This window comes from Maridesulfovibrio zosterae DSM 11974, from assembly GCF_000425265.1.
GTDB lineage: Bacteria > Desulfobacterota > Desulfovibrionia > Desulfovibrionales > Desulfovibrionaceae > Maridesulfovibrio > Maridesulfovibrio zosterae.
The window spans coordinates 351,894-374,216 of sequence record NZ_AUDC01000011.1 but is presented as its reverse complement, the minus strand read 5'-3'; the positions used below and the strand labels follow the sequence as shown (position 1 = coordinate 374,216).

Below are 22,323 nucleotides of genomic sequence, written 5' to 3'. Positions count from 1 at the left end.
TGAATTTAGTGATAGCTGGTGTGGTATTTTCTTTCCAGATAGAGAAAGTATCTCGACATGCAAAAGCAGAGTATCCAGAAGACCATTGCTGAAAAAAGATAGGACTCTTTGGTAAAGCCTAGCCAGTCGGCATCTGCCATGGCGGCTTTGGAGATTCCTAACAGGTCGAACAGTCCGATGACTGCTACCAGTGTGGTGTCTTTGAGCAATGACAGGAAGTTGTTCGCCAGTCCCGGGATAATCAGGCGCAGCGTTTGTGGCAGGATAATCTTGAACATCATGCGCCAGTATGTCCAGCCAAGAGCCTGCGCGGCTTCGTATTGCTGGGACGGGATTGCCTGCAGGCCACCACGGACAACTTCCGCCATGTAAGCGGCATAGAAAAAGGCTATACCTATCAGGGCGCGCAGAAGCTTATCAAAATTGACATCATGCGGCAGCATAAGCGGTAACATTACGCTGACCATGAACAGAACTGAAACAAGCGGTATGCCGCGTGCGAATTCGATAAAACAGATACAGACTGTGCGGATGACCGGCAGGGTCGAGCGTCTTCCAAGAGCGAGTAAAATTCCTATGGGCAGTGCTGTGCCCATTCCGGTTACGGCAACAACCAGAGTTAGGAACAGGCCGCCCCAGTAATGGGTTTCCACGTGAGCCAGTCCGAATGCATTCCCACTCAGCAAAATGAAAGCGAGTAAAGGGAAACAGGTGAAAAGCATTACCCACTGCCATGCTCCGGCGCCCAGATTGCGAACCTGAAGCAGTACCCAGATGAGTACTCCTGAAACCAGACCAATGTATGTAGCGGTTTCGGCAGCTCCAAGTTCTTTGCTGATTGATCCTGCAATGCAGCCGATTACAATTCCCGCCAGCAGACGGAACGCAACTCCTGCAAAGCCTTGCAGGGTAATTAACGGAACCGATCCGTTTGTTGAGAGTCTACCGAAAAACATCGGTAGTACGGCAAACAGAAATACGATTATCATTGGAACAGGACCGAAAAGCAGCAAAGCCGCAACCAAGGCCATGATGGTGAAACCGATACGTTTCTTGCGGTTGATAATGTCCGGCAGCAGGATAGGGAGTGCGTGAAAAAGCAATATCAGCATGATGAAGTTAATGCGCCATTGCTCCGCTTTAGGATAAAAACCGTAAAGGAACATGTTCAGGCGGACTTTAACGAAAGTCCAGCATGCTCCGTTCTTACCAAGGGCTGCAGCCTCATCACAGCAAGCACGGGAATTACCCAGCCATGTAGCATCAACAACTGCCCATTGAATCAGTGGAGTGATGAGAATATAGAGCAGGTAGACTGAAAAAAGCGTCAGTATGCTGTTAGCGGGGGATGAGAAAAGATTTTTTCGCATCCAGCCGATGGGACCTGTACTTTGAATAGGAGACGGTAGTGGTGGTGTCGGGGTCCATGTTTTTGGCATTAATATCCCCTCATGGCGAATTTTTTATTGTACCAGTTCATGAAAAGCGAGATTACGAGACTCAGGGACAGGTAAATGATCATTGTGATAGATATGATTTCTACAGACTGCCCGGACTGGTTCAGGGCTGTTCCTGCGAAAACGTGAATCAGGTCAGGGTAACCGATGACAACAGCAAGAGAGGAGTTCTTTATCAGAGTCAGGTACTGACTGATGAGTGGTGGAATAGCTACACGCATCGCCTGCGGGATAATAATCAGTCTATAGGCTAGCCCTGGACGGTAGCCCAGAGCATAGGCAGCTTCAGTCTGTCCTTTGTTGACAGCCATGATGCCCGAACGAATGTATTCGCCGATGAAGGTAGCGCTGTAGAGTGATAGGGCGAGGGTTAGGGCGATAAGTTCAGGTAGAACTGTTATACCGCCTGAAAAGTTGAATCCTTTGAGCTTGGGGATATCCCAATGAACAGGACTGCCAGTCGTATAATAGCTGATCATCGGCAGTACGATAATTATACAGAGTGAGATCAGGTAGGCAGGAATGTGCTTGCCTGTATTACGCTGACGGCGGCGGTTCCACACAATGAGCGCTATAGATATAGCAGTTGCCAGTAGGAATACGGCAAAGGTGATACCAAAACCTGGCAGAAATTCTGGAGACGGGATTTGGAGTCCTCGATTACACAGATAGATAATTCCCCCAAGATCTAATGACTTTCGCGGCCCCGGCAGAGGGGCGAGGATTGCCAGATACCAGAATAGAATCTGGAGGAGCAGCGGTACGTTACGGATCATCTCGGTGTAGGCTCCTGCAAGATGCGAAACGAGCCAGTTGGGCGAAAGACGGATAATGCCGAGGAACAGCCCGAGAATTGATGAAAATACAATACTGAGAGCGGAAACGAGCAGGGTGTTGAGTACGCCAACCAGCAGGGCATCTGCATAACTGGATTTACTTGTGTAAGGGATGAGCGTCTGGCTGATATCAAATCCTGCTGGGGACGAAAGAAATCCAAAACCGGTTGTGATACCGGCTTTATGAAGATTCTGGGCGACGTTGGATATTCCATAGCTTGCGCCTGCGATGATCAGGGCAAGCACAACTGCCTGACTCACCCAGCCCCGGAAACGGGCATCATTGAGTAGGCGAACCCACGGTCTGCCTTGAGAATGGTCTAATGTTTTCTCACCCATAGTGATAAAATCCTGAATTTAGAAATGGAAAGAAAGGCCGTCCGAAAACGGCCTTCTGATATAGACTTAATATGAATGGTTGTTGTCGGTACTAGCGGATAGGCGGAGCGTATATCAGGCCACCCTTTGTCCACAGGGCGTTAACGCCGCGTTCAAGACCGAGAGCGGAGTTGGGGCCTACGTTACGATCGTACAGTTCTCCGTAGTTACCTACTTTTTTAACGATCTGGTATGCCCAGTCTTTGCTCAGACCTAGGTACTGACCAAAGTTGCCGGAGACCCCAAGGAAGCGCTGAACAGCTGGGTTCTTGGATTTAAGCATCTGGTCAACGTTGTGGGAGTCGATGCCCAGTTCTTCAGCATTGATCAGAGCAAACAGGGTCCAGCGAACGATATCGCTCCACTGCTGGTCACCCTGACGAACAGCTGGTCCGAGGGGTTCTTTGGAGATAACTTCAGGCAGAATTATGTGGGCTTTGGGGTCTTTCAGAGTTGTACGGCGGGAAGCAAGGCCGGAAGCATCTGTGGTGTAGACATCACAGCGACCGGAGTCATAAATAACGGTTGCTTCATCGGAACTTTCGTACACAACAGGTTTGTACTTCATGCCGTGAGCAGTGAAGTAGTCGGACAGGTTCAGCTCGGTAGTTGTACCGGATTGGGTACATACGCTGGCGCCGTCAAGTTCCAGAGCACTATTAACACCTAAGTCTTTTTTGACCATGAAGCCTTGACCGTCATAGAACAGTACACCAACGAATTCCAGACCGAGCTTGGTATCTCGCTGGAAGGTCCATGTTGTATTACGGGTCAGCATATCTATTTCACCAGACTGAAGTGCGGTAAATGCTTCTTTGAAAGCTACCGGAGTGAAGCGTACTTTGTCGGAATCACCGAAAATAGCAGCGGCAACGGCACGGGCGAAATCGACATCAAGCCCGTTCCAGTGGCCTTTAGCATCAGTGGTGGAAAAACCGACAACTTTGCCGGAAACACCAGTCTTCACATAGCCACGTTTCTTTACTGTATCCAGTGTGCCAGCGAAGGCGGAACCTGCGAACAAAGTTACAGCAAGTACCGTGATGAAAAGCAGTTTCGTTAAATCTTTCATAAATCCTCTCTTTTGGTTTAACTTTCAATACCTGACGGCCAAAAATATCCTCATGTGACAAATGATTCCAGATGCGACGAATGACCACGGTAGGTTTCTTTCTCGGGAGCGGATGTGTCACGCAAAACAGGACTCTATTCGCCGTCTACATAGTCCTGTAGGTAGGTGTATCGGCCGCACAGCTTACCTTCTGAAGCAATGGTTGCCCGTTCGATTACAGTTTCAGGGTCTTCGCCGAGCAACAGCGGCAAAATCTGGTCAGCCAAACGCTGTCCGAAGCTGCTCGATGCGTCGCGTGGAAGTTCACAAGGCAGGTTGTCGACCGCCATAACAGAAATGTTACCTTCATCAGTGAAGGGTGGGTCGACTTCATCGTCCGAAGGATTGTAGTCATAGACTGGATCGGCGATGGTGCTCGGCTGCTTCGTACTTGGGATGGACCCTTCGATATCGCAAGTGATGTCCGCAATGACGGATGTCTTGAAATCTGGGCCGGTCATATCTTCTTTGGTAAACAGTACCGGAGCTTCCGGAGCCCAGAATGCGGCAGCGATAAGTATGTCTGCCTCCGAAGTGAATTGTAGAAAATCACCGACATAATTCTGCGGGGATTTGTAGAATTCATTCCGGCTGAATGCTTCACCATCTTCACGTGCATTGTAGTTACGAACATTCAGTTGTGTGTAAACAGGAAAATCGAAATAGCAGTTGCAGAACTGGTGGGGGGTAACTTTGCGGATACCCATACCTGTCAGCACTTCCATAGCACCTTTGGTGACGCGGCCGCCGCCGGTCAGAGCAATCTTGATGGGGGGCAGTATAACCTTGGAAAATTCTGTTTTGAGGTCTTCAAGGTCGAAACATTCGTTGGCGCGGCGCATATCAAAAAGATTGTAACGTTTTCCGTAAGTCCAGATACCATTATAGGCACCAACTATTCCTGCCCAGCGTCCGAATGCGATAATACGTTTGCCGGAAGGTTCTGTCAGGGTTTCATAGTCGACCATGCGAATGTTCTTTTTCAGAATCTCGCGCAGCAGATCACGGTTATAAGGCTGTTTCTTAATAGTATGGCTGAAGAAGAAGTAGGTTTTGCCTTCAATAAGGTCGGGGATGGGAACTTCCTTAACACCCAACAGGATGTCAGCTTCCTCAACGGAATCAACAAGGCGGATTCCGGCTTCGACGTATTCTTCATCTGTGAAACAACGGATTTCACTGCGTTGGGCAATTACTTCAACATCAGGATAAGCAGCATTAATCGCTTTAGCTTGGCTGGGGGTTAGCGGGGTACGCTTGTCCACAGGTATTTTACCTTCGCGGAGAAGGCCGATAATTGTTTTACTCATTATATTCTCGGATTTTAATTAATAAAAATGAAAAGATTTCTTCGATGCTAGATCTAAGTTTGAGTCGGGGAGTATAGCTTTGATTGTAAAAAAAGCAAGTATTTTATTCTAAGCTGTTAAATTTATTATAAAATATGAATATTTTCCTTGAGGTTACGTATGCTTATCATTCTTTTGATGAGGGTAATAAGGGTAAAAAAAAGATTTTTGGTGGGGTAGTTTACATTATTGTAAGGTGGAATGGGGAATGGGAGTAAAGGTATTCTCTGAATTACTTGTGACATGGATATTGTCGAAATCATGTGTTATGTTAATACGGATGCGAGATATCCGGTCCTCCATCTGCCTGATGATAAGTCTTTTTGTTTCTGTTTGGATATAAATGCAAATAAAAACAGTATGATATTTATGTTGGTGTGATGACGTCCAGTATTTCGTTTAAGCTAGTTCGAACAAATAAGAGTATGTGTGGCCTGATATGTTCAGACTGAGGAATTGCTCTGAGCTTTTTAATATTTTAAGATCATAAACTATATGGCCAAGTTCTAATTTATAGCCAAGTTTAGGGTCTTTAGTTGTCGTGAGGAGTAAATTTTATGAAAAATATCAGTAATACTAGCTTATTCCAACTTAAGGTTGGATTTAGCGTTATGCTGTTTTTTGCCCTTGCGATTGGTGTGTCAGCTCTTTACCAAATATGGCATTTATCAGGTCTGACTGAAAAGTTGTATCTTCATCCTTTCGCCGTCAGTACGGCCTTGCGAGATTTACGCAGCGAACTATATGACATCGAGAGTATTCTCTCCGACCTGGAGACGACTAATTTGATGTCCAATGTTGAAAAAAAACAAGCTGCGATTGAGGAAAAGAACAAAGGGATTCAAGAGCTTTTTGACTTTGTAACCATCAGATATCTTGGAGATAAAAAAGATTTAAATTTTGCCAAAGATTCATTCAAACAGTGGCGGTCACTCATCTATCAAACTTTAGACGCTTATATGCATAATTTTGATAGAGGAATGAAAGCCAAACTCATTTCTGAAGTCAATGCCCAAGGTAAACAATTTCTGTCCGCTCTTGAAGTCATGATCGACTTTGCCGGGAACAAGGCGAAAATATTCAATGAAAATGCACATAATTCTAAGAAATCTTCAATTTATTTTACGTTTGCTTTGGTGTTTTGTTCTACTTTAATCATCATTGGAGTCGGTAAGTTCGTCCTGAATGGCGTAATGGAGCGCATACGTTCCGATAATTCATACCATAAGCAATTCCACGATAACTCTGCTGTAATGTTATTAATCGACCCGGATACAGGACAAATAATCGATGCTAATGCTTCTGCAGTTCAATTCTATGGTTATAAGAGAGAACATTTGTTGAGTATGCGTATTACTGAGATTAATGATCTTCCGGAACATGATGTCAAAAATCGCATGAACTCGGTCACATTGAACTATGGGAGATTATTCATATTCCGGCATAGACTGGCGGATGGAACTCTTAGATACGTTGAGGTTTCATCCAGCCGGATTCGTTTTGGCGGACGTGAAATTTTATATTCCATCATATATGATATTACTGAACGTATACGAGTCGAGGAAGAGTTAAGAAAATCTGAAGAGCGCTACAGAATGGTTGTTGATACGGCTAATGAAGGTATTTGCAGTATAGATTCAAACCATGTCATTACTTATATTAATAACGCAATGTCCAGAATGTTTGGTTATGAAAAGAATGAAATTATTGGGCGAAAAATTGAAGAATTCATTTTTCCAGAAGATTTGCTGAATCATTCTGAACGTATGAAAAAGAGGTATGAGGGGAAGGACGAATCTTACGATAGAAAATTCATACGCAAAGATGGCGCGACTCTGTGGGCGAGAGTCTCTGCGACATCAATTAAAGATGAGCAAGGTAATTTTATAGGCTCCTTTGCTATGATTGCGGACATAACCGAACGTAAGCAGAACGAAATAAAGCTTAATTCACTTAAATGGTTGCAGGAAAAGAAGCCCATATTCAATGCTGGCTTACCAGCCCCAAGTTACGGCAACTTAGTGGAGCTGAATAAGTCTCGTCTCATCGCCGATTCCTTGGGTTACGATACCTTATATAGCATAGTAAACGATTTTCTTGTCCTCTTACAAACCTCGGCTACGGTATACGAAAAAAATGGGGATCACGCATTAGGTATTTTTAGTTCTGGATGGTGCCGGCATATGGATGAAGCATCGCGAAAACTCTGCCGATGTGCTGATAACTCCGAGGCTTTAGCTAGCGGTAAATGGCTTTGCCATGAGTCATGTTGGACAGAAGCATCTTCCATAGCCATTAGGACGGGTAAGGCTGTCGACATTGTTTGTAATGGGGGAATACATCTCTATGCCGAACCAATTTTCGCCGGAGAGGAAATCATCGGTACTATTAATTTCGGCTATGGAACTCCACCACAAGACAAAACCTCTCTCTCTGAGCTGGCGCATTTGTATGAGACTGACCTGGACATTTTAGTGAATCTCTCCAAAGAATATGAAGTTCGTCCTAAATTTATAATCGATGTGGCCAAACAGAGGCTCGCCACGTCTGCAAAGCTAATTGGAGAAATGGTAGAGCGCAGTCGTACGGAGAAGAAACTGTATCAGGCCAAGAAATCTGCCGAAGCGGCCAGCATGGCTAAGACTGAATTTCTTGCTAATATGAGCCACGAGATACGTACCCCGATCAATGGCATCATGGGGATGCTCCAACTTTTACAAATGACCACGCTGAATAAAACGCAGCAAGAGTATGCCGCTGTTGGGATTGAGTCCTCCAAACGGTTGACCCGCCTGCTTTCAGATATCCTCGACCTGTCCAGTGTTGAATCCGGTAAAATCCAGATTGTATCTGAGCCATTCAACCTTGAAAAAGCTATTCATGAGATTGTGCAGTTGTTTTTGTCTAACGCCAATCAAGCAAAAGTGGAACTTCGTGTGGAGATTGAATCGGCTGTCCCTACTAGCGTCATAGGCGATAAGATCCGCCTGCAGCAGATTTTCACCAATCTCATAGGTAATGCTTTAAAATTTACCAAATCTGGAAGTGTTACTATTGAAGCCTGCCTTGTGGGTACTTCGCGATCGGGGCATGTACAAATTCTGTTTTCCGTCGTGGATACGGGTACGGGCCTTTCTAAAGAAGTTGCTGATGTATTGTTCGAACCTTTTACCCAAGGTCCAAAAGACTTCAGGCGAGGGCAGCATGGCGCAGGGCTTGGGTTGGCTATTTGCAAGCGGCTGACACATATGATGGGCGGCGATATTTCAGTTGAGAGTGAATTGGGTCAAGGAGCTTCATTTTATTTCAGCATACCGTTTATGTTTGTCGAAAAGCAGGATCAAAGTTTTAAAGTCTTGTCAGACAGCGAAAAAATTACCTGTCCGGCCATACGTATTCTCTTGGCAGAAGATGATGAGATCAACAGCTTTGCTATCGGAAAACTCTTGGAGAATCTTGGCTGCGTTGTCCGATCTGTTGCAAATGGAGAAGAAGTATTGGAAGCGTTGCGCGAAGATTATTTCGATCTTGTGTTAATGGATATTCAGATGCCGGTTATGGATGGTGTTGAAGCTACACAGGCAATCAGACTCGGGGAGGCTGGAGAGGATCGAAAGGGCATTCCCACTATTGCGATGACAGCATATGCGATGAATGGTGACAGGAAGAAGTTTATGGAAGCAGGGATGGATGATTATATTGCCAAGCCGATTGAGATGAACGTCTTGAAAAAAATGCTGGCTAGGTTCTTGTCAACACAATAACGAGATTGCCTTGATCTCGTACTATTATAGGAACGAGGGGAACGAATGATCCAAGACAAAGCATACATACTGATTCTTGATGATGAGCCGACAAACCTATATTTATTGAAGAATATACTGGAAATGGAGGATAATGTTGTCCCAATCTCAGCCTCTACAGGAGAGGAGGCGCTGCTACTTCTTAAAGAGCGGGAGTATGCATTAGCAATCATCGACATGCATCTACCCGGTATCGATGGGCTTGAAGTTATTAGACAAATGCGTGAGAGCGATAAAATGCGCGAGATTCCCGTTTTAATCGCCAGTGCTGTGTTCAAGGATTCAGAGAGTATCGCCCAAGGTTATGAACTTGGAGTTGCAGACTATCTATTCAAGCCGTTGAACACCAAAATGCTTCGTAGCAAAGTAAGTCTTTTCACCAAGTTCTACTTCAACCGAAAGGCGCTTGAAGCAAGTGAAGCAAGCCTATCCCTTACTCAGCATATGGCCGGGTTGGGTGGCTGGGAACTGGATCTGGACACAATGGAATTATACTGGTCACATGAAACGTATCTTATTCATAAAGTAGGTCCAGAGTTCACACCTAATCTGCAGAATGCACTTGGTTTTTATGCGCCGCTCCATCAATCAGTCATAACCGAGGCTGTAAAGCGATGCATAGAAGAAGGTGAATCTTTTGATCTTGAACTTGAAATAGTGACAGCTGAAGACTGCAAGTTGTGGGTCAGAGCGTTGGGTGAACCAATCTATGATAACAGCCGCATTGTCAAAATAGGAGGTACTTTTCAGGATATCAGTGAACAAAGAGCCAGAATGGAATTAGTGGAGCAATCTCGAGAGAAATATCAGCAACTCTACGGGGCAATTCGAGATGCAATCCTTATTGCTGACATGGATCGTAATATCGTCGACATGAATCCTGCTTTCAATGACCTTTTTGGATATTCGGTGGATGACCTCAAGGGAAAACCTACCGTAACGATTTATAAGGATGAATCTGAATTTAAACGGTTGGGTGAGTTAATTCGGCAAAATGATAATCCTAATGATAATATCGTTTACACTATTCATTACCAAAAGAAATCCGGGCAAGTATTCTCGGGTGAGACCGCTATTTTTAAAATTTATGATGCTAAAGGGGATGTAACTGGATTTATGGGGTTGATCAGAGATATTTCTGAAAAAGAGAATCTAGAACAACAGCTAGCATATGCCCGTAAGCTTGAATCCATAGGCCAACTGGCCGCAGGTGTTGCTCATGAGATTAACACTCCAATTATGTACATATCTGGAAATATCAAGTTTCTCAAAGAATCGTTCGATAATATATCTCAACTACTTGAAAAACAAAATAAACTTTATCTAGCTGTCAAAGATAATCAAGATGTATCCTCCCTTTTGCCCTGCATAGAGCAGGCAATGGAGACTGCAGGACTTGATTTCCTGTTGGATGAAATACCCCAAGCTCTCTCCGAATCTCAGGAAGGCACTGAGCGTGTTTCGCACATAGTTCAAGCCATGAAGATTTTTTCGCATATGGACATTAACACAGTAAAGCCGATGAACGTCAATGATGCCGTGGAGAACACTATTACAATAGCTAGCAACGAATGGAAATATCACTCTGAGATAGTAATGAACCTCGCAGAAGACCTTCCCCTGATTGAGGGGGTGCTTGGAGATTTTAATCAGGCTATCCTTAATATCCTGGTTAACGCTGCTCATGCTAATTCTGACATGGTCAAAAAGAATGGAGGTAAAGGAACCATCACTATTTCCACAGCCTTGGATGGAGAATTCGTGGAAATCTGTATCAGCGATACAGGCACGGGTATTCCTCCAGAAAATCAACACAGAATTTTTGATCCATTCTTCACAACAAAGGAAGTCGGAAAGGGAACGGGCCAAGGCTTATCAATAACCCATACCATCGTTAAAAAACACGGTGGCACAATTGCGTTTAACTCAGAAGAAAATAAGGGAACAACTTTTTTTCTGACGTTTCCTATTAAACAGGAGAGTCGGGGCAAGGATTGCTCTTTGCAGTAAAGCTGCAATAATCAAATTTAACAACCTGATGACAAATAACATTTAAGAACAAATCCTAAATGCCATTACATGGTCCACAGTTTTGCCAAAATTTACAGATGTTTTTTTCTGAGGATTTGCAACTTACCGCACTCATTTTTCAACTCTTCTGATTAAAATAATAAAATATATTTAATTTTAATTACGTGAAATTCTAATTTTATGAACTATTTTTTTCGATGGATTACCACATGATCATTGACCATCTGGGGGACGTCGAGTAGGCGAGAGTTTTTGATATTAGAAAATTTAAAGTATTCCGTACTGCACTTGAATACTGTGCGGTGCGTTTTTTAGTTCATCATTTGGAGTATGTTTATGCCCAGCCAGAAATTTATTGATTCCGTTGTAGAATATTTCCCTAAGGATCAAGTCTATTTGGACGAGGTGCTTGTGCATGCGTTGTCACTGGATGCCAGCCCCTTCGAACCAAGAGCTAAAATGTTAGTGGATGTATGTAGTGAAGGTGAATTGCAGACTTTGTTATCCCTAGCGCGTGAGCACGGAGCTGGTCTGACCTTCAGAGGAGCGTGTACTGCCATAAACGGCCAGACCGTAGGAGAAGATGTTATGGTCCGGTTCAGTGGGCCGGCGTGGACCGGCATCAAAGTCCTAGATAATGGCAACTTTATCTGGGCTCAGAGTATGGCTTCTGGCGGATCGGTCAACAAGGCTTTGGGGCCCTATGGACGTATAATCGGTCCTGATCCCGGCTCTATCTCCATTGCTACTTTGGGGGGGATGGCTGCTAACAATTCCACTGGTATGTGTTGTACCATTGAGCAAAATATTTTCCATACTGTGAAGTCCATGCGTGTACTTTTTGCCGACGGCACACTTCTGGATACCGCAGATGAGAATTCTTGTGCAGCGTTCCGTAAAAGCCATGCTGAACTTCTGGACGGCCTGACGGACATACGCAAGCGCATCATGGTCAATAAGGAGCTTGTCGAAAAAATTAAGCGCAAGTATTCCATTCGCAACACGTCTGGATACAGCATGAACGCATTTACTGAGTTTGAGGACCCCTTGGATATTCTCGAGCATTTGATGATAGGTTCTGAAGGTACCTTGGGATGTATTCTGGATGTGAGTCTTAAGACTGTAGTTCTGGAACCATGCAGAGCAACATCTTTGATGCTGTTCCCCACTTTGGAAGATGCTATCAAAGCTATTTCCGTGCTGAGTCAGGAAGGAGCTCTTGCAAGGGCCGCTGAGCTCATGGATCGGATAACTCTTAAGGCTGTCGAGTCCTTCTCTACAACACCGGATATTGTCCGCACTCTGGATGATAAGGCATGCGGCGTGCTTCTGGAGACTCAGGCTAAGGACGAAAAAATCTTACAGGAGCGCATTGACACCATTTTAGAGTGTCTGAAGGATATTCCAGGCCTTACGGATCATAAATTTGTAAAGGACCCTGAAGAATACGATCGCTTATGGGATATGCGGCGGAACACCTATCCTGCTTTTACCGGGGTCGGCGGCCCCTATGATTTTACCGTCACCGAGGATTGGTGTGTCCCACCTGAAATGCTTGGTGAGGCTGCCGAAGTATTACAGACTCTTCTTGAAAAGTACGGTTTCCGCGGGGGGATAATGGGCCACGCCTTCCATGGCAATATGCATTTCATCCTTCCTGTTCCGTTGGGTGATCAGGCCGCAGTGAATAATTTGAAAGGGCTTACAGATGATATTGTCGATGTGATGATTAATCATTTTGAAGGATCTTTAAAAGCAGAGCACGGAACTGGGCGTTCAATTGCTCCCTATGTTGCTCGCGAGTGGGGACCGGAAATCTACTCTATGATGAAGGAGCTGAAAGCCCTTTTAGATCCACAGGGGATACTAAACCCAGGCGTTATTCTCAATGATGATCCTGATGGACATTTTAAGGGGTTGAAGCAGCCTTGGGGACTGCATGAGTCTGTTGACAGATGCAATGGATGCGGTTTCTGCGATTCCGTATGCCCTACGAAAGAAGTCGGCTTTGCGCCGCGTCAGCGTATTTACGTTAAGCGCACTATCGCGAGGTTGCATGAGCAAGGTGATAGTGAACGGGCCGATCACTGGGAGCAGGTCTTCAGACAGTATGGTCTTGATATCTGCGCCACTGATGGCCTTTGCCAGTTACGATGTCCATTGGCTGTGGATACTGCTTCGTACATGCGGTACTTACGCCATGAAAATTTGAGTGATTTCACCAAAGATACGGCCCGTCGTATAGGCAATAATTTTTCCAAGGCAGCCAGTATGGCGTCGATGGCTCTGAGCACCGGTAGAGCTGTTGAAGGTCTTATGGGGCATGGTATTATCTCCGTCATGGATAGTCTGTCCCAAAAAACAGTGGGTCAGCATGTACCTGATCTGGTTGATATGAAACTCCGGGGCGGATCTTCTACTCCTCCGTCCAAGGCAAAGACGTCGGAGCAGAAGGTTGTGTACTTTCCTTCCTGTGCTGTGCGTACCATGGGCTATGACGTGGATGATGGGCCCGGCCAGAAGCCTCTTATGGACGCTGCAGTAGAGCTATTGAACCGCGCCGGATACGAAGTTATTTTTCCTGAGGATATGAAGAATCTATGCTGTGGCAAGGCCTTTGAAACCAAGGGATTATCCGAAGAGGCAGATCGCAAATCTGACGAACTCAGCAAAGCCTTGCTCAAGGCTACGGAAAATGGTCGCTGGCCTGTACTGTGCGATACAAGCCCGTGTCTGGCTCGTATGAAGAAGCATCTGGATAAGCATCTGGATCTGTATGAGCCCATTGAATTCGTTCAGAAGTTTCTTGTGAGTAAGTTGAATTTCATCCAGCTGTCCAAGACTGTGGCCGTGCATCCGACATGTTCTACTCAGGCTATGGGCTTGACAGGAAATCTGGTGGAAGTGGCTTCTATGTGTGCCGATAATGTTGTGCTGCCCGAAGATATTAACTGTTGCGGTTTTGCCGGAGATAAGGGCTTTACTCATCCCGAGGTCAATGCTTCAGCTTTGAGCACACTTTCTACACAGGTTGCCTCCTGCAAGGAAGGTTACAGCACATCCAGAACCTGCGAGTCTGGGCTGACCCTGCATAGCGGTAAGCCATATTTCAACATCCTGTATTTATTGGAAGAGAGTAGTCGAAACAATTAAAAGTAATAAAAGGCATGGCCTCGATGGCCATGCCTTTTATTTTTCTGGGAGGATGAATTAAGCATTTACTTTGTATTTGGAAAACAAAGCAGAATGATACAAGCACCTTATAAATGTTTAGGTAAAGAGGAAGCTAGATTATTTTTATATCTTGAGTTTTTAAGATGATAATTTTTCACCATTCTTAAAATCAGATTATGTCCAATGCTATCTTCCCAGTTAAAATTGTTTTTAAGAACGATAACAGCACTGTTTGAAGGTATGTTCATACCTACATAGCAGCTGAAACCAGCAATTAAACCGTATTTATAATATATCGAAGTGTCATATCTTTTAAGAGAGTCCACCTGCCAGCCCAGCGAATATGAAAGCTCTCCATCGCTGGCATAGACCTGACGGGATTTCTTGAAAATACGATCTAATGGGGTTCCTGATAAGCCCAGATGTGCTCTGAAAAATTTTATTAAATCCGGGGCGGTTGAATATGCTCCTCCTGTACCTACCATCATGCTGGTAAAAATCCAATTTTGAAGTAATTTATTTCGCGCCATAAAAATTGGGAAATCACCAGAATATCCTTTAGCTAACCGGTCAGTATTTTGAGGTTGTTTAAGGGTGGTATCATTCATTTCTAGAGGCTTAAAAATATATTGATCAAGTAATTCCGATAAGTTTTTATTCATCTTCAATGAGATCGCATAACCTAGTATACCAAATCCAAGATTAGAATACTGTGCGGTCACAAGCCTATTCTTATTGAGTTTTAAGTTGGATATGTATTCATAAACATATTCAGAAGTTAAATGTTCGTATATATTGTGGCCTGTGAAAGCATATCTTGTTCCTGCACATACCGTGTCTATATTTTTAGGTTCACGCGGTAATCCAGAGGTGTGCAAAGCCAATTCTCTAAGAGTAATATTTTTAACGTCATCATCTCGATAATTAATTGATTTTGGAAAGATATTTCCAATAGTATCATCTAAAGAGATTAAGTTTTTATCCTCCAAAACAAGAAGCAAAGAGGATACGAAGCATTTCGTTACCGAGCCAATTGCAAAAATTGTATCTTTATGCATTGGTTCTTTTTTTTCATAGTTTGCGTAACCATATGTATAAAAAGATGTATCATTACTATTAAACATCCCAACAACGATGCCTGTATCAATTCTATCTTTGATAAGAGGTTTGCAAAAAATATCTAATTGCCGTTCAAGAGAGATATTAGAAAAAGAAGAGTTGTTATCAATTTCCTGAACGACCATGCGAGAGCAACCTGCTTGGTACAAGATTATTATTATCAAAAAATACTTTATTACATTCTTCATTTTTATTTTAACTAATCATTTTTGTGTAAAACAATTATTTTAGATGGTTAGGTTGAATATAAGAAATTTTATTCTAATTGAAAGTAATTTTTATAATCCCAAAAATGGTGCTTTTAAATTTCGTTAGTATGTTATTTGAAATATAAAGAAATTTAACAAATGGAGATTGACGGAAGGTCTGTTAGCATTTGGACCCCGTGGTAGCAAATGCTTTTAAACATACGATGAATTTAGTAAAGATGATAATTGTGGGCAGAGTGATAAATTGAAATTGTGCTCATTGAATCTACTAGTTGATCAAATTAAAATGAATGGTATATCTTTTAATCCTAACATGAAATTTAGTTTAAAGTCTGGCTTCGCAGGCGAGGCTACGGTTTGAACTATTTTAATGTTTTGAACTTTATATTCTTACACTTGACTCAGAAAGATCTACAGACTCAGATTGGTAAGGAAATAGTCATATTTATGTTTTAATCTCTCTTGCAGTTGGGTAAGTCTTTTTTATAAAGTATATCGTAAGGGGAGATTAATCATGCAGAAACAGAACCGTCCTGTACTTTTCATTGTTGATGCCATTAAATCTGAAATGGATTTTTTTGCAAAAATATTGCGTGAAGATTATGCTCTTCTAATGGCCATGAAAGGCTCACATCTTTTTGAAATAGTAGTTAAGGAGCAACCAGATCTTATACTTCTGGATGTAGATATGCCGGAAATAGATGTTTACGAGGTCTGCAAAAATCTTAATGGAAATGATGCCACTACGCATATTCCTGTAATTTTGATTTCCGGTGACAGGCGGACTGAGGATGAAATGAGTGGATTCAGTGCCGGAGTGGTGGATTTTATTCGAAGACCTCTTAGTCCGCCTATGGTTCTCCGGCGTATTGCTTCGGCCTTAATTCAGAAAGAACAGACTTACAGGCTTGCCGATCTTTCAGATAAACTTGGCAGATACCTTTCTCCTCAGGTTTACGAATCTATTTTTGCAGGCACGCAGGATTCTCTTATAGGAGCCAAGCGTAAAAAACTGACTATTTTTTTCTCAGATATAGTAGGATTTACCTCCACCACAGAGCGCATGGAGCCTGAGGATATGACCTCACTGCTCAACAGTTACCTCGACCGTATGGCATCAATTGCTCTTAAGCACGGTGGAACTATCGATAAATATATCGGAGACGCAGTTCTTATCTTTTTCGGAGATCCTGTTTCAAAAGGATATAAAAATGATGCACTCGCTTGTGTCGATATGGCTATTGAAATGCGTGATGCACTTAAAGAAATGCAGCAGGAATGGTTTGATATAGGTATTTCGACTCCGTTTAAGGTGCGTATGGGGATCAATACAGGTTTCTGTACTGTAGGTAATTTCGGGTCAAAACAGCTTATGGATTACACTATCATAGGTGGTCAGGTGAATGTTGCCGCCAGACTGGAACAGAATGCACCTCCTGATCAGATTTTGATTTCGCATGAAACATGGGCATTGGTTAAAGATGATTTCAGGTGTCTGGGGCGTGCGCCGATCTATGTCAAGGGTGTGCAGCATTCAATTCGTACTTATCAGGTCATAGGCAGAGGTCTTACTGGAAGTCAGGATTCCTCAAGTCCACTTGGTGAAATGGTCTGGCCCGCCCGCACAGTCACAGCTGACCAGACAGTGGCCGATGCTATGATGTCTTTACGTGAAAGCGGAGAATGGTCCTGCCTTATCGTACTGGATGGAGTGTACCCGATCGGGATGATAACTAAAGGGCGTATGGATGAAATTGTACGTAAGGAAACTGATAAGGCATTGTTTTTTCAACGGCCTGTAACAACGGTAATGGATAAAGAACTTTTGGTACTGCCAGATGAAAGTTCCTTAGATAAAGTGGCACGAAATGCATTGTCCCGTGAAGGCAATTATACATTTGATCCAATCGCGGTAACTCGAAACGGTGAATTTGCAGGTTTGGTATCAGTACGTTGTTTAATGCAGAGGCTTCTTGCTCCAAATCCTTGAGTCTCCGAAAATTATTTCAAATATAAAATCCCTTCAAAAAGAAATCTCGCATCTGGAAAAATATAAATATTAAGAAGAGATTGATTATTAATTCCGAGCGCCACATATTACTGCATGCAATTTACTTCTTTGCATATGCAGCTTTGCATGCAATATTCAGTTGTGTGAGCTGTATTCTTTATCTGTTTAAATATAATCCCGTTTTTATTGAATAAAACTATCCTCAAAATTATCCTGCAAATGGCATGTATAATGCTCTATTCATATTATGCAACATACTACCACTATCTGTCCTTACTGCGGTGTCGGCTGCGTTCTATCCCTGAAAGTTGAGGACGAGCGTATTGTCAGTGTCTCTCCCGGACCGGAGCCGTCAGTTAATCAAGGCTCTATTTGCTCTAAGGGGCGGTATGGTTTTGACTTTGTTCACCATGCCGACAGGCTGACAACTCCTCTGATACGTAAAAATGGAGAGCTGAAATCAGCCACTTGGGATGAAGCACTGGAACTTATCACAAATAAATTTTCAGAAATATCTTCCACTCATGGGCCGGATGCTCTTGGAGGTTTCAGCAGCGCCCGTTGCACGAATGAGGAAAACTATCTCTTTCAGAAACTTTTTCGAGCTGGAATCGGTACAAATAATATAGATCATTGCGCAAGGCTCTGACACGCTCCAACTGTGGCCGGGCTGGCTACATCACTGGGAAGCGGGTCTATGACCAACTCCATACGGGAGTTATGGGATATGGGAGCCGGAGATTGCGTGTGTATAATAGGTACCAATACAACTGCCTGCCATCCTGTAATAGGGCTTGGCATGAAAGAAGCCAAACGCAATGGCGCTAAACTGATTGTTATTGACCCAAGAGAGATTGATCTTGCCAGATCTGCCGATGTCTGGCTGCGGTTGAGACCCGGTACTGATACAGCTCTGCTTTCGGCTATTGCCGGAGAAATAATTACATCTGGTTTGGCTGACCTTCAGACTGTTGCCGCAGAAAATGAAGATTTTGAAATTTTCCGAAAAGGGTTGTCAAAATTTGACCCAGATACAGTTGCCGCTATTTCCGATGTCTATGCTGACGATATCCGTAAGGCTGCACAGCTTATAGGCAACTCTGCAAACACAGCTTTTTATTATACCATGGGGATTACCCAGCATAACGCAGGTACAAATAATGTTCTGGCTGTATCCAACCTTGCATTGCTGTCAGGAAACATAGGGAGACCTAAGACCGGAGTTAATCCTCTCCGTGGGCAAAATAATGTTCAGGGAGCCTGTGATATGGGGGCATTACCAAATGTCTTTACGGGCTATCGCTCGGTAGCGGATTTATCAGTAAGAACCAGCTTTGAAAAAGCATGGGGTGTTGAGTTGTCTGCAGAAGCGGGGCTGACTATTCCTAAAATGCTCACAGCCATAGAGGAAGACCGGTTGAAGGGTCTTTTTGTTTTTGGCGAAAATCCTATGCGAAGTGATCCGGACATAAATCATGTTGAGCATTGCCTGCGGCATGTTGATTTTCTGGTTGTTCAGGATCTCTTTTTAACTGAAACAGCACAGTTGGCAGATGTTGTGCTTCCCGGGGCAAGTTTTGCTGAAAAGGATGGAACTTTTTCCAGTACCGAAAGAAGGGTGCAGCGTGTACGTAAAGCAGTTTCTCCTGCAGGAGACAGTCTGCCTGATTGGAAGATATTAGCTGAGTTGTTGAAACGTCTTGGCAGGCCTGAAAGATATAATGATGTTGAAGATGTATTTAACGAAATGCGTATGCTTACCCCCAGCTATAGTGGAATAACATACGAAAGGCTTGAATCAGGAGGCATTCAATGGCCCTGCCCGGATGAAAGTCATCCCGGAACACCCATACTGCATGTAGGAAAATGTATGAGAGGACCGGGTAAATTTGTGTCACTTTCTCACAGAGAACCTGCGGAACTGCCGGATGCTGAATACCCGCTTACTCTTACCACAGGGCGTGTTGTAGCTCATTATCATACATCAACAATGACCGGTCGCTGCTTTGGTCTGGCCGGAACATGGCCGGAAGAGCTGGTTGAAATTCATCCATCCGATGCCGCTGTATACGGAATTGCTGATGGTGAACTTATTAAAGTCCGATCTCGCCGCGGTACTGTGAAAGCAAGAGCATGGGTTACCAGAAGAGTCCGTAAGGGATTAATTTTTATGACCTTTCATTTTTCTGAAAGCCCTTCAAATATACTGACTACTTCGGCAGCAGATCCTGTTACCGGAACTCCGCAGCTGAAAGTCTGCGCTGTTTCAGTCAGCAGACTTTCAGCTGAAGAGCAAAATACGAATTTAATTCATAAAGAGGAAAATATGTCATGCCAACACGTTTAAGCCCATTTATCCTTGCCACAGCAGCAAAATGTATAGGCTGCAGGGCATGTGAACTGGCATGCTCTGCAGCCCATATGCAGGGCGGGGTCTCTGTTGGAAGTCTTAGTGGTCCATTATCTCCGAGATTATATCTGATGCGTGTTGGAGACATTTGTGTCCCGGTGGGATGCAGGCATTGTGAAGATGCTCCCTGCGCAGCGGTATGTCCCAATGCAGCAATCTATCGAACGGAAAATGATGGTGTGCAGGTTGATGAAAACCGGTGTGTCGGTTGCAAGACATGTCTTATGGCCTGTCCAATGGGGGCTATGGAAATAGCTCAGATATGGAAGCATGGTAAACCTGCAATGCGAAGAGTCGTAGACCCGTCTAATCCGGAAGATCTGCAATTCGAACCGGCTCTTTTAGCCAGCAAATGCGATTTATGCCGTGGCAGGGAAGCCGGGCCTGCATGTGTGCAGGCTTGCCCTGAAAAAGCCCTGGATCTAGTCGATCCTGTTAAAATTAAAAAACGACGCAATTTAGAAGCAGCGCTGGCTCTTAGCGGTGCTGGAGCCCGAGCTGGCGGAGAAATATAATGACTGATTTACACCAGATTGTTTCCATTGATCCAAAATTATGTACAGGTTGCCGTCGTTGTGCAGAAGTCTGCCCAGTGGATGCAGTAATAGGGGAGCAGAATAAAGCGCAGACAATTGATACATCCCGTTGCGTAATGTGCGGTCAGTGCGTGTTACGTTGTTCAGCATTTTTAACTCCCTTTGATGATCAGGCTGAGAATATCGCACAGATACGTATGGAACGTGGACTGCCTGAAGATGACAGATCCATTCTTTTTGCAGCTCACTTTAGAAATGATTGCGGGAAAGTGGCTCAGATGCTGGCAGACAAATCAAAAATTTCAATGGTCCAGTGTGCCCCTGCCGTCAGAGCATCTATTGCCGAGGAATTCGGACTTGCCCCGGGTACGCTTACTCCAGGACAGCTTGCCGCAGCTTTGCGTCGTCTTGGGTTTGATTTTGTCTATGATACCATTTTTGCTGCTGATGTAACTATCATGGAAGAATCCTCCGAACTTCTGGAGCGGCTTGAATCTAATGAAAATATGCCCATGTTCACTTCCTGTTGTCCCGGATGGGTCAATCATCTGGAAACAGCATGGCCTGATCTTCTTTCTCATCTGTCCAGCTGCAAATCACCGCAGCAGATGGCCGGGGCCCTTTTCAAGACTTACGGCGCAGAAATAGCCGGAAAAAGTTCAGGTCATATTGCCAGTGTTTCCGTTATGCCATGCACTGCTAAAAAATTTGAAGCAGGCCGTCCGGAAATGCAGACGACAGGAACTCCTGATGTTGATGCCGTGATAACTGTGACTGAACTTGCAGGCATGCTTAAAAACAAGGGTATTTTTCTGGAGCAGTTGCCCGAAGAAGATTTCGATACTCCTCTGGGGCTTTATTCCGGAGCCGGAACAATTTTCGGAGCTTCCGGCGGTGTTATGGAAGCTGCGCTGAGAACAGCAATAGCCGTCACAACCGGAAATGAAGTCAGCGAAAGTGGTGTGGTATTTAACAAAACAGACGAAGGTGTATTTCGTGCTTCCATGGAAGTGGCTGGCAGAAAAGTTCAGGCCGTTATTGTTTCAGGGCTGGCCAATGCTGCAAAACTTCTTGATGAAGTCAGGGCTGGAAAAGCTGATTTTGATTTTATGGAAGTCATGTGCTGTTCCGGAGGATGTGTGGCTGGTGGAGGGCAACCCAAGCTGCTTCCGGGGATAGATATTGAGGATGCCATTTTACGTCGCCGACAAAGCCTGCATAACCATGACAAAGAACTGCCGATCAGGGCTTCGCATAGAAATCCGTCAGTAAAAGCTCTTTATGAAAATTATCTTGAAAAACCACTGGGCCACCTTTCCCACAAACTGCTTCATACCAGTTATGGAAATAAATCCGGGGGACATGAATAGTGCATACTTTTGTTCTGTCAGATCCTGAACGCTGCATAGGCTGCCGATCCTGTGAGATAGCATGTGTTGCAGCTCACATGGACGAAGATATGGTTGAGGCCGGAAATAAAAAACTGGCATTTTCCCCGCGTATTAAAATTATCCACGAGGCACAGGTTACAGCCCCAATTCAGTGTCGGCAGTGTGAAGATGCTCCCTGTGCTTCAGTATGTCCTGTCGGAGCAATAATATACGATGGCACGGCTGTACGGATTAATACGGAACTTTGCTTCGGATGTAAGGCATGTCTGGCGGCCTGTCCGGTCGGGGCCATGCAGGTTGGCCGTATTCATGAAAGTTCTGATGCTCCGGTAGCCCATAAGTGTGATCTATGCTCTGGACGTGAGGACGGTCCTGCGTGTGTCTCAGTCTGCCCGTCACCAGGAGCACTAAAAATACTGACCAGTGATGAGCTGAAACTTATAGCCGGTAAGCGAAGGCGCAAAAGTGCACTTCAATTAGCATTTGAAAATAAATAAAGGTAAATTTA

The 22,323-nt window shown here is 44.2% G+C and carries 13 protein-coding genes; 8 read left to right on the top strand and 5 right to left on the bottom strand.

Going from position 1 to position 22,323, the window contains the following annotated elements; genetic code table 11:
* Window positions 1-5 precede the first annotated feature (5 nt).
* The 4 genes from H589_RS0105870 to H589_RS0105855 form a co-directional block, all read right to left on the bottom strand.
* Window positions 6-1,439 (bottom strand): amino acid ABC transporter permease, encoded by a 1,434-nt coding sequence (locus H589_RS0105870; RefSeq protein WP_027721172.1) that lies wholly within the window; start codon window positions 1,437-1,439, stop codon window positions 6-8.
* Window positions 1,439-2,632, bottom strand: coding sequence for an amino acid ABC transporter permease (locus tag H589_RS0105865; RefSeq protein WP_027721171.1), 1,194 nt, complete (start codon window positions 2,630-2,632; stop codon window positions 1,439-1,441). Before H589_RS0105865 ends, H589_RS0105870 begins: the two co-directional genes overlap by 1 nt.
* 91 nt (window positions 2,633-2,723) lie before the next feature.
* Window positions 2,724-3,743 (bottom strand): amino acid ABC transporter substrate-binding protein, encoded by a 1,020-nt coding sequence (locus H589_RS0105860; RefSeq protein WP_035075157.1) that lies wholly within the window; start codon window positions 3,741-3,743, stop codon window positions 2,724-2,726.
* A gap of 134 nt (window positions 3,744-3,877) precedes the next feature.
* A complete protein-coding gene (locus H589_RS0105855; protein WP_027721169.1) occupies window positions 3,878-5,092 on the bottom strand; it encodes an NAD(P)-dependent oxidoreductase in 1,215 nt (404 codons plus the stop codon).
* Between the two features lie 596 nt (window positions 5,093-5,688).
* On the opposite strand from H589_RS0105855, the gene H589_RS20310 reads away from it, so the two are divergent.
* The 3 genes from H589_RS20310 (at window position 5,689) to H589_RS0105840 (ending at window position 14,118) form a co-directional block, all read left to right on the top strand.
* Entirely contained in the window at window positions 5,689-8,895 is a 3,207-nt protein-coding gene (locus H589_RS20310; protein WP_051249643.1) for a PAS domain S-box protein, read from the top strand.
* Window positions 8,896-8,940: 45 nt separating this feature from the next.
* Window positions 8,941-10,944: an ATP-binding protein gene (locus tag H589_RS20305; RefSeq protein WP_051249642.1), complete on the top strand. Its 2,004-nt coding sequence runs from the start codon at window positions 8,941-8,943 to the stop codon at window positions 10,942-10,944.
* Window positions 10,945-11,301: 357 nt separating this feature from the next.
* Window positions 11,302-14,118 carry an FAD-binding and (Fe-S)-binding domain-containing protein gene (locus tag H589_RS0105840; RefSeq protein ID WP_035075154.1) on the top strand — a complete coding sequence of 939 codons (2,817 nt, stop codon included), beginning with the start codon at window positions 11,302-11,304 and terminating at the stop codon, window positions 14,116-14,118.
* Between the two features lie 107 nt (window positions 14,119-14,225).
* Here H589_RS0105840 and H589_RS0105835 read toward each other — a convergent pair whose 3' ends face one another.
* Window positions 14,226-15,383, bottom strand: a complete 1,158-nt coding sequence (locus H589_RS0105835) for a serine hydrolase domain-containing protein (protein WP_027721167.1) — start codon at window positions 15,381-15,383, stop codon at window positions 14,226-14,228.
* 598 nt (window positions 15,384-15,981) lie between these two features.
* On the opposite strand from H589_RS0105835, the gene H589_RS20300 reads away from it, so the two are divergent.
* The 5 genes from H589_RS20300 (at window position 15,982) to H589_RS0105805 (ending at window position 22,312) form a co-directional block, all read left to right on the top strand.
* Entirely contained in the window at window positions 15,982-17,457 is a 1,476-nt protein-coding gene (locus H589_RS20300; protein ID WP_051249641.1) for an adenylate/guanylate cyclase domain-containing protein, read from the top strand.
* A gap of 268 nt (window positions 17,458-17,725) precedes the next feature.
* Window positions 17,726-19,825 carry a formate dehydrogenase subunit alpha gene (fdhF, locus tag H589_RS19215; protein WP_084146881.1) on the top strand — a complete coding sequence of 700 codons (2,100 nt, stop codon included), beginning with the start codon at window positions 17,726-17,728 and terminating at the stop codon, window positions 19,823-19,825.
* Window positions 19,810-20,403 carry a 4Fe-4S dicluster domain-containing protein gene (locus H589_RS0105815; protein ID WP_027721165.1) on the top strand — a complete coding sequence of 198 codons (594 nt, stop codon included), beginning with the start codon at window positions 19,810-19,812 and terminating at the stop codon, window positions 20,401-20,403. Before fdhF ends, H589_RS0105815 begins: the two co-directional genes overlap by 16 nt.
* Complete coding sequence (locus H589_RS0105810; protein WP_027721164.1) at window positions 20,403-21,794, top strand: [Fe-Fe] hydrogenase large subunit C-terminal domain-containing protein; 1,392 nt, start codon at window positions 20,403-20,405, stop codon at window positions 21,792-21,794. Before H589_RS0105815 ends, H589_RS0105810 begins: the two co-directional genes overlap by 1 nt.
* Complete coding sequence (locus H589_RS0105805; protein ID WP_027721163.1) at window positions 21,794-22,312, top strand: 4Fe-4S dicluster domain-containing protein; 519 nt, start codon at window positions 21,794-21,796, stop codon at window positions 22,310-22,312. Before H589_RS0105810 ends, H589_RS0105805 begins: the two co-directional genes overlap by 1 nt.
* Window positions 22,313-22,323: the final 11 nt, after the last annotated feature.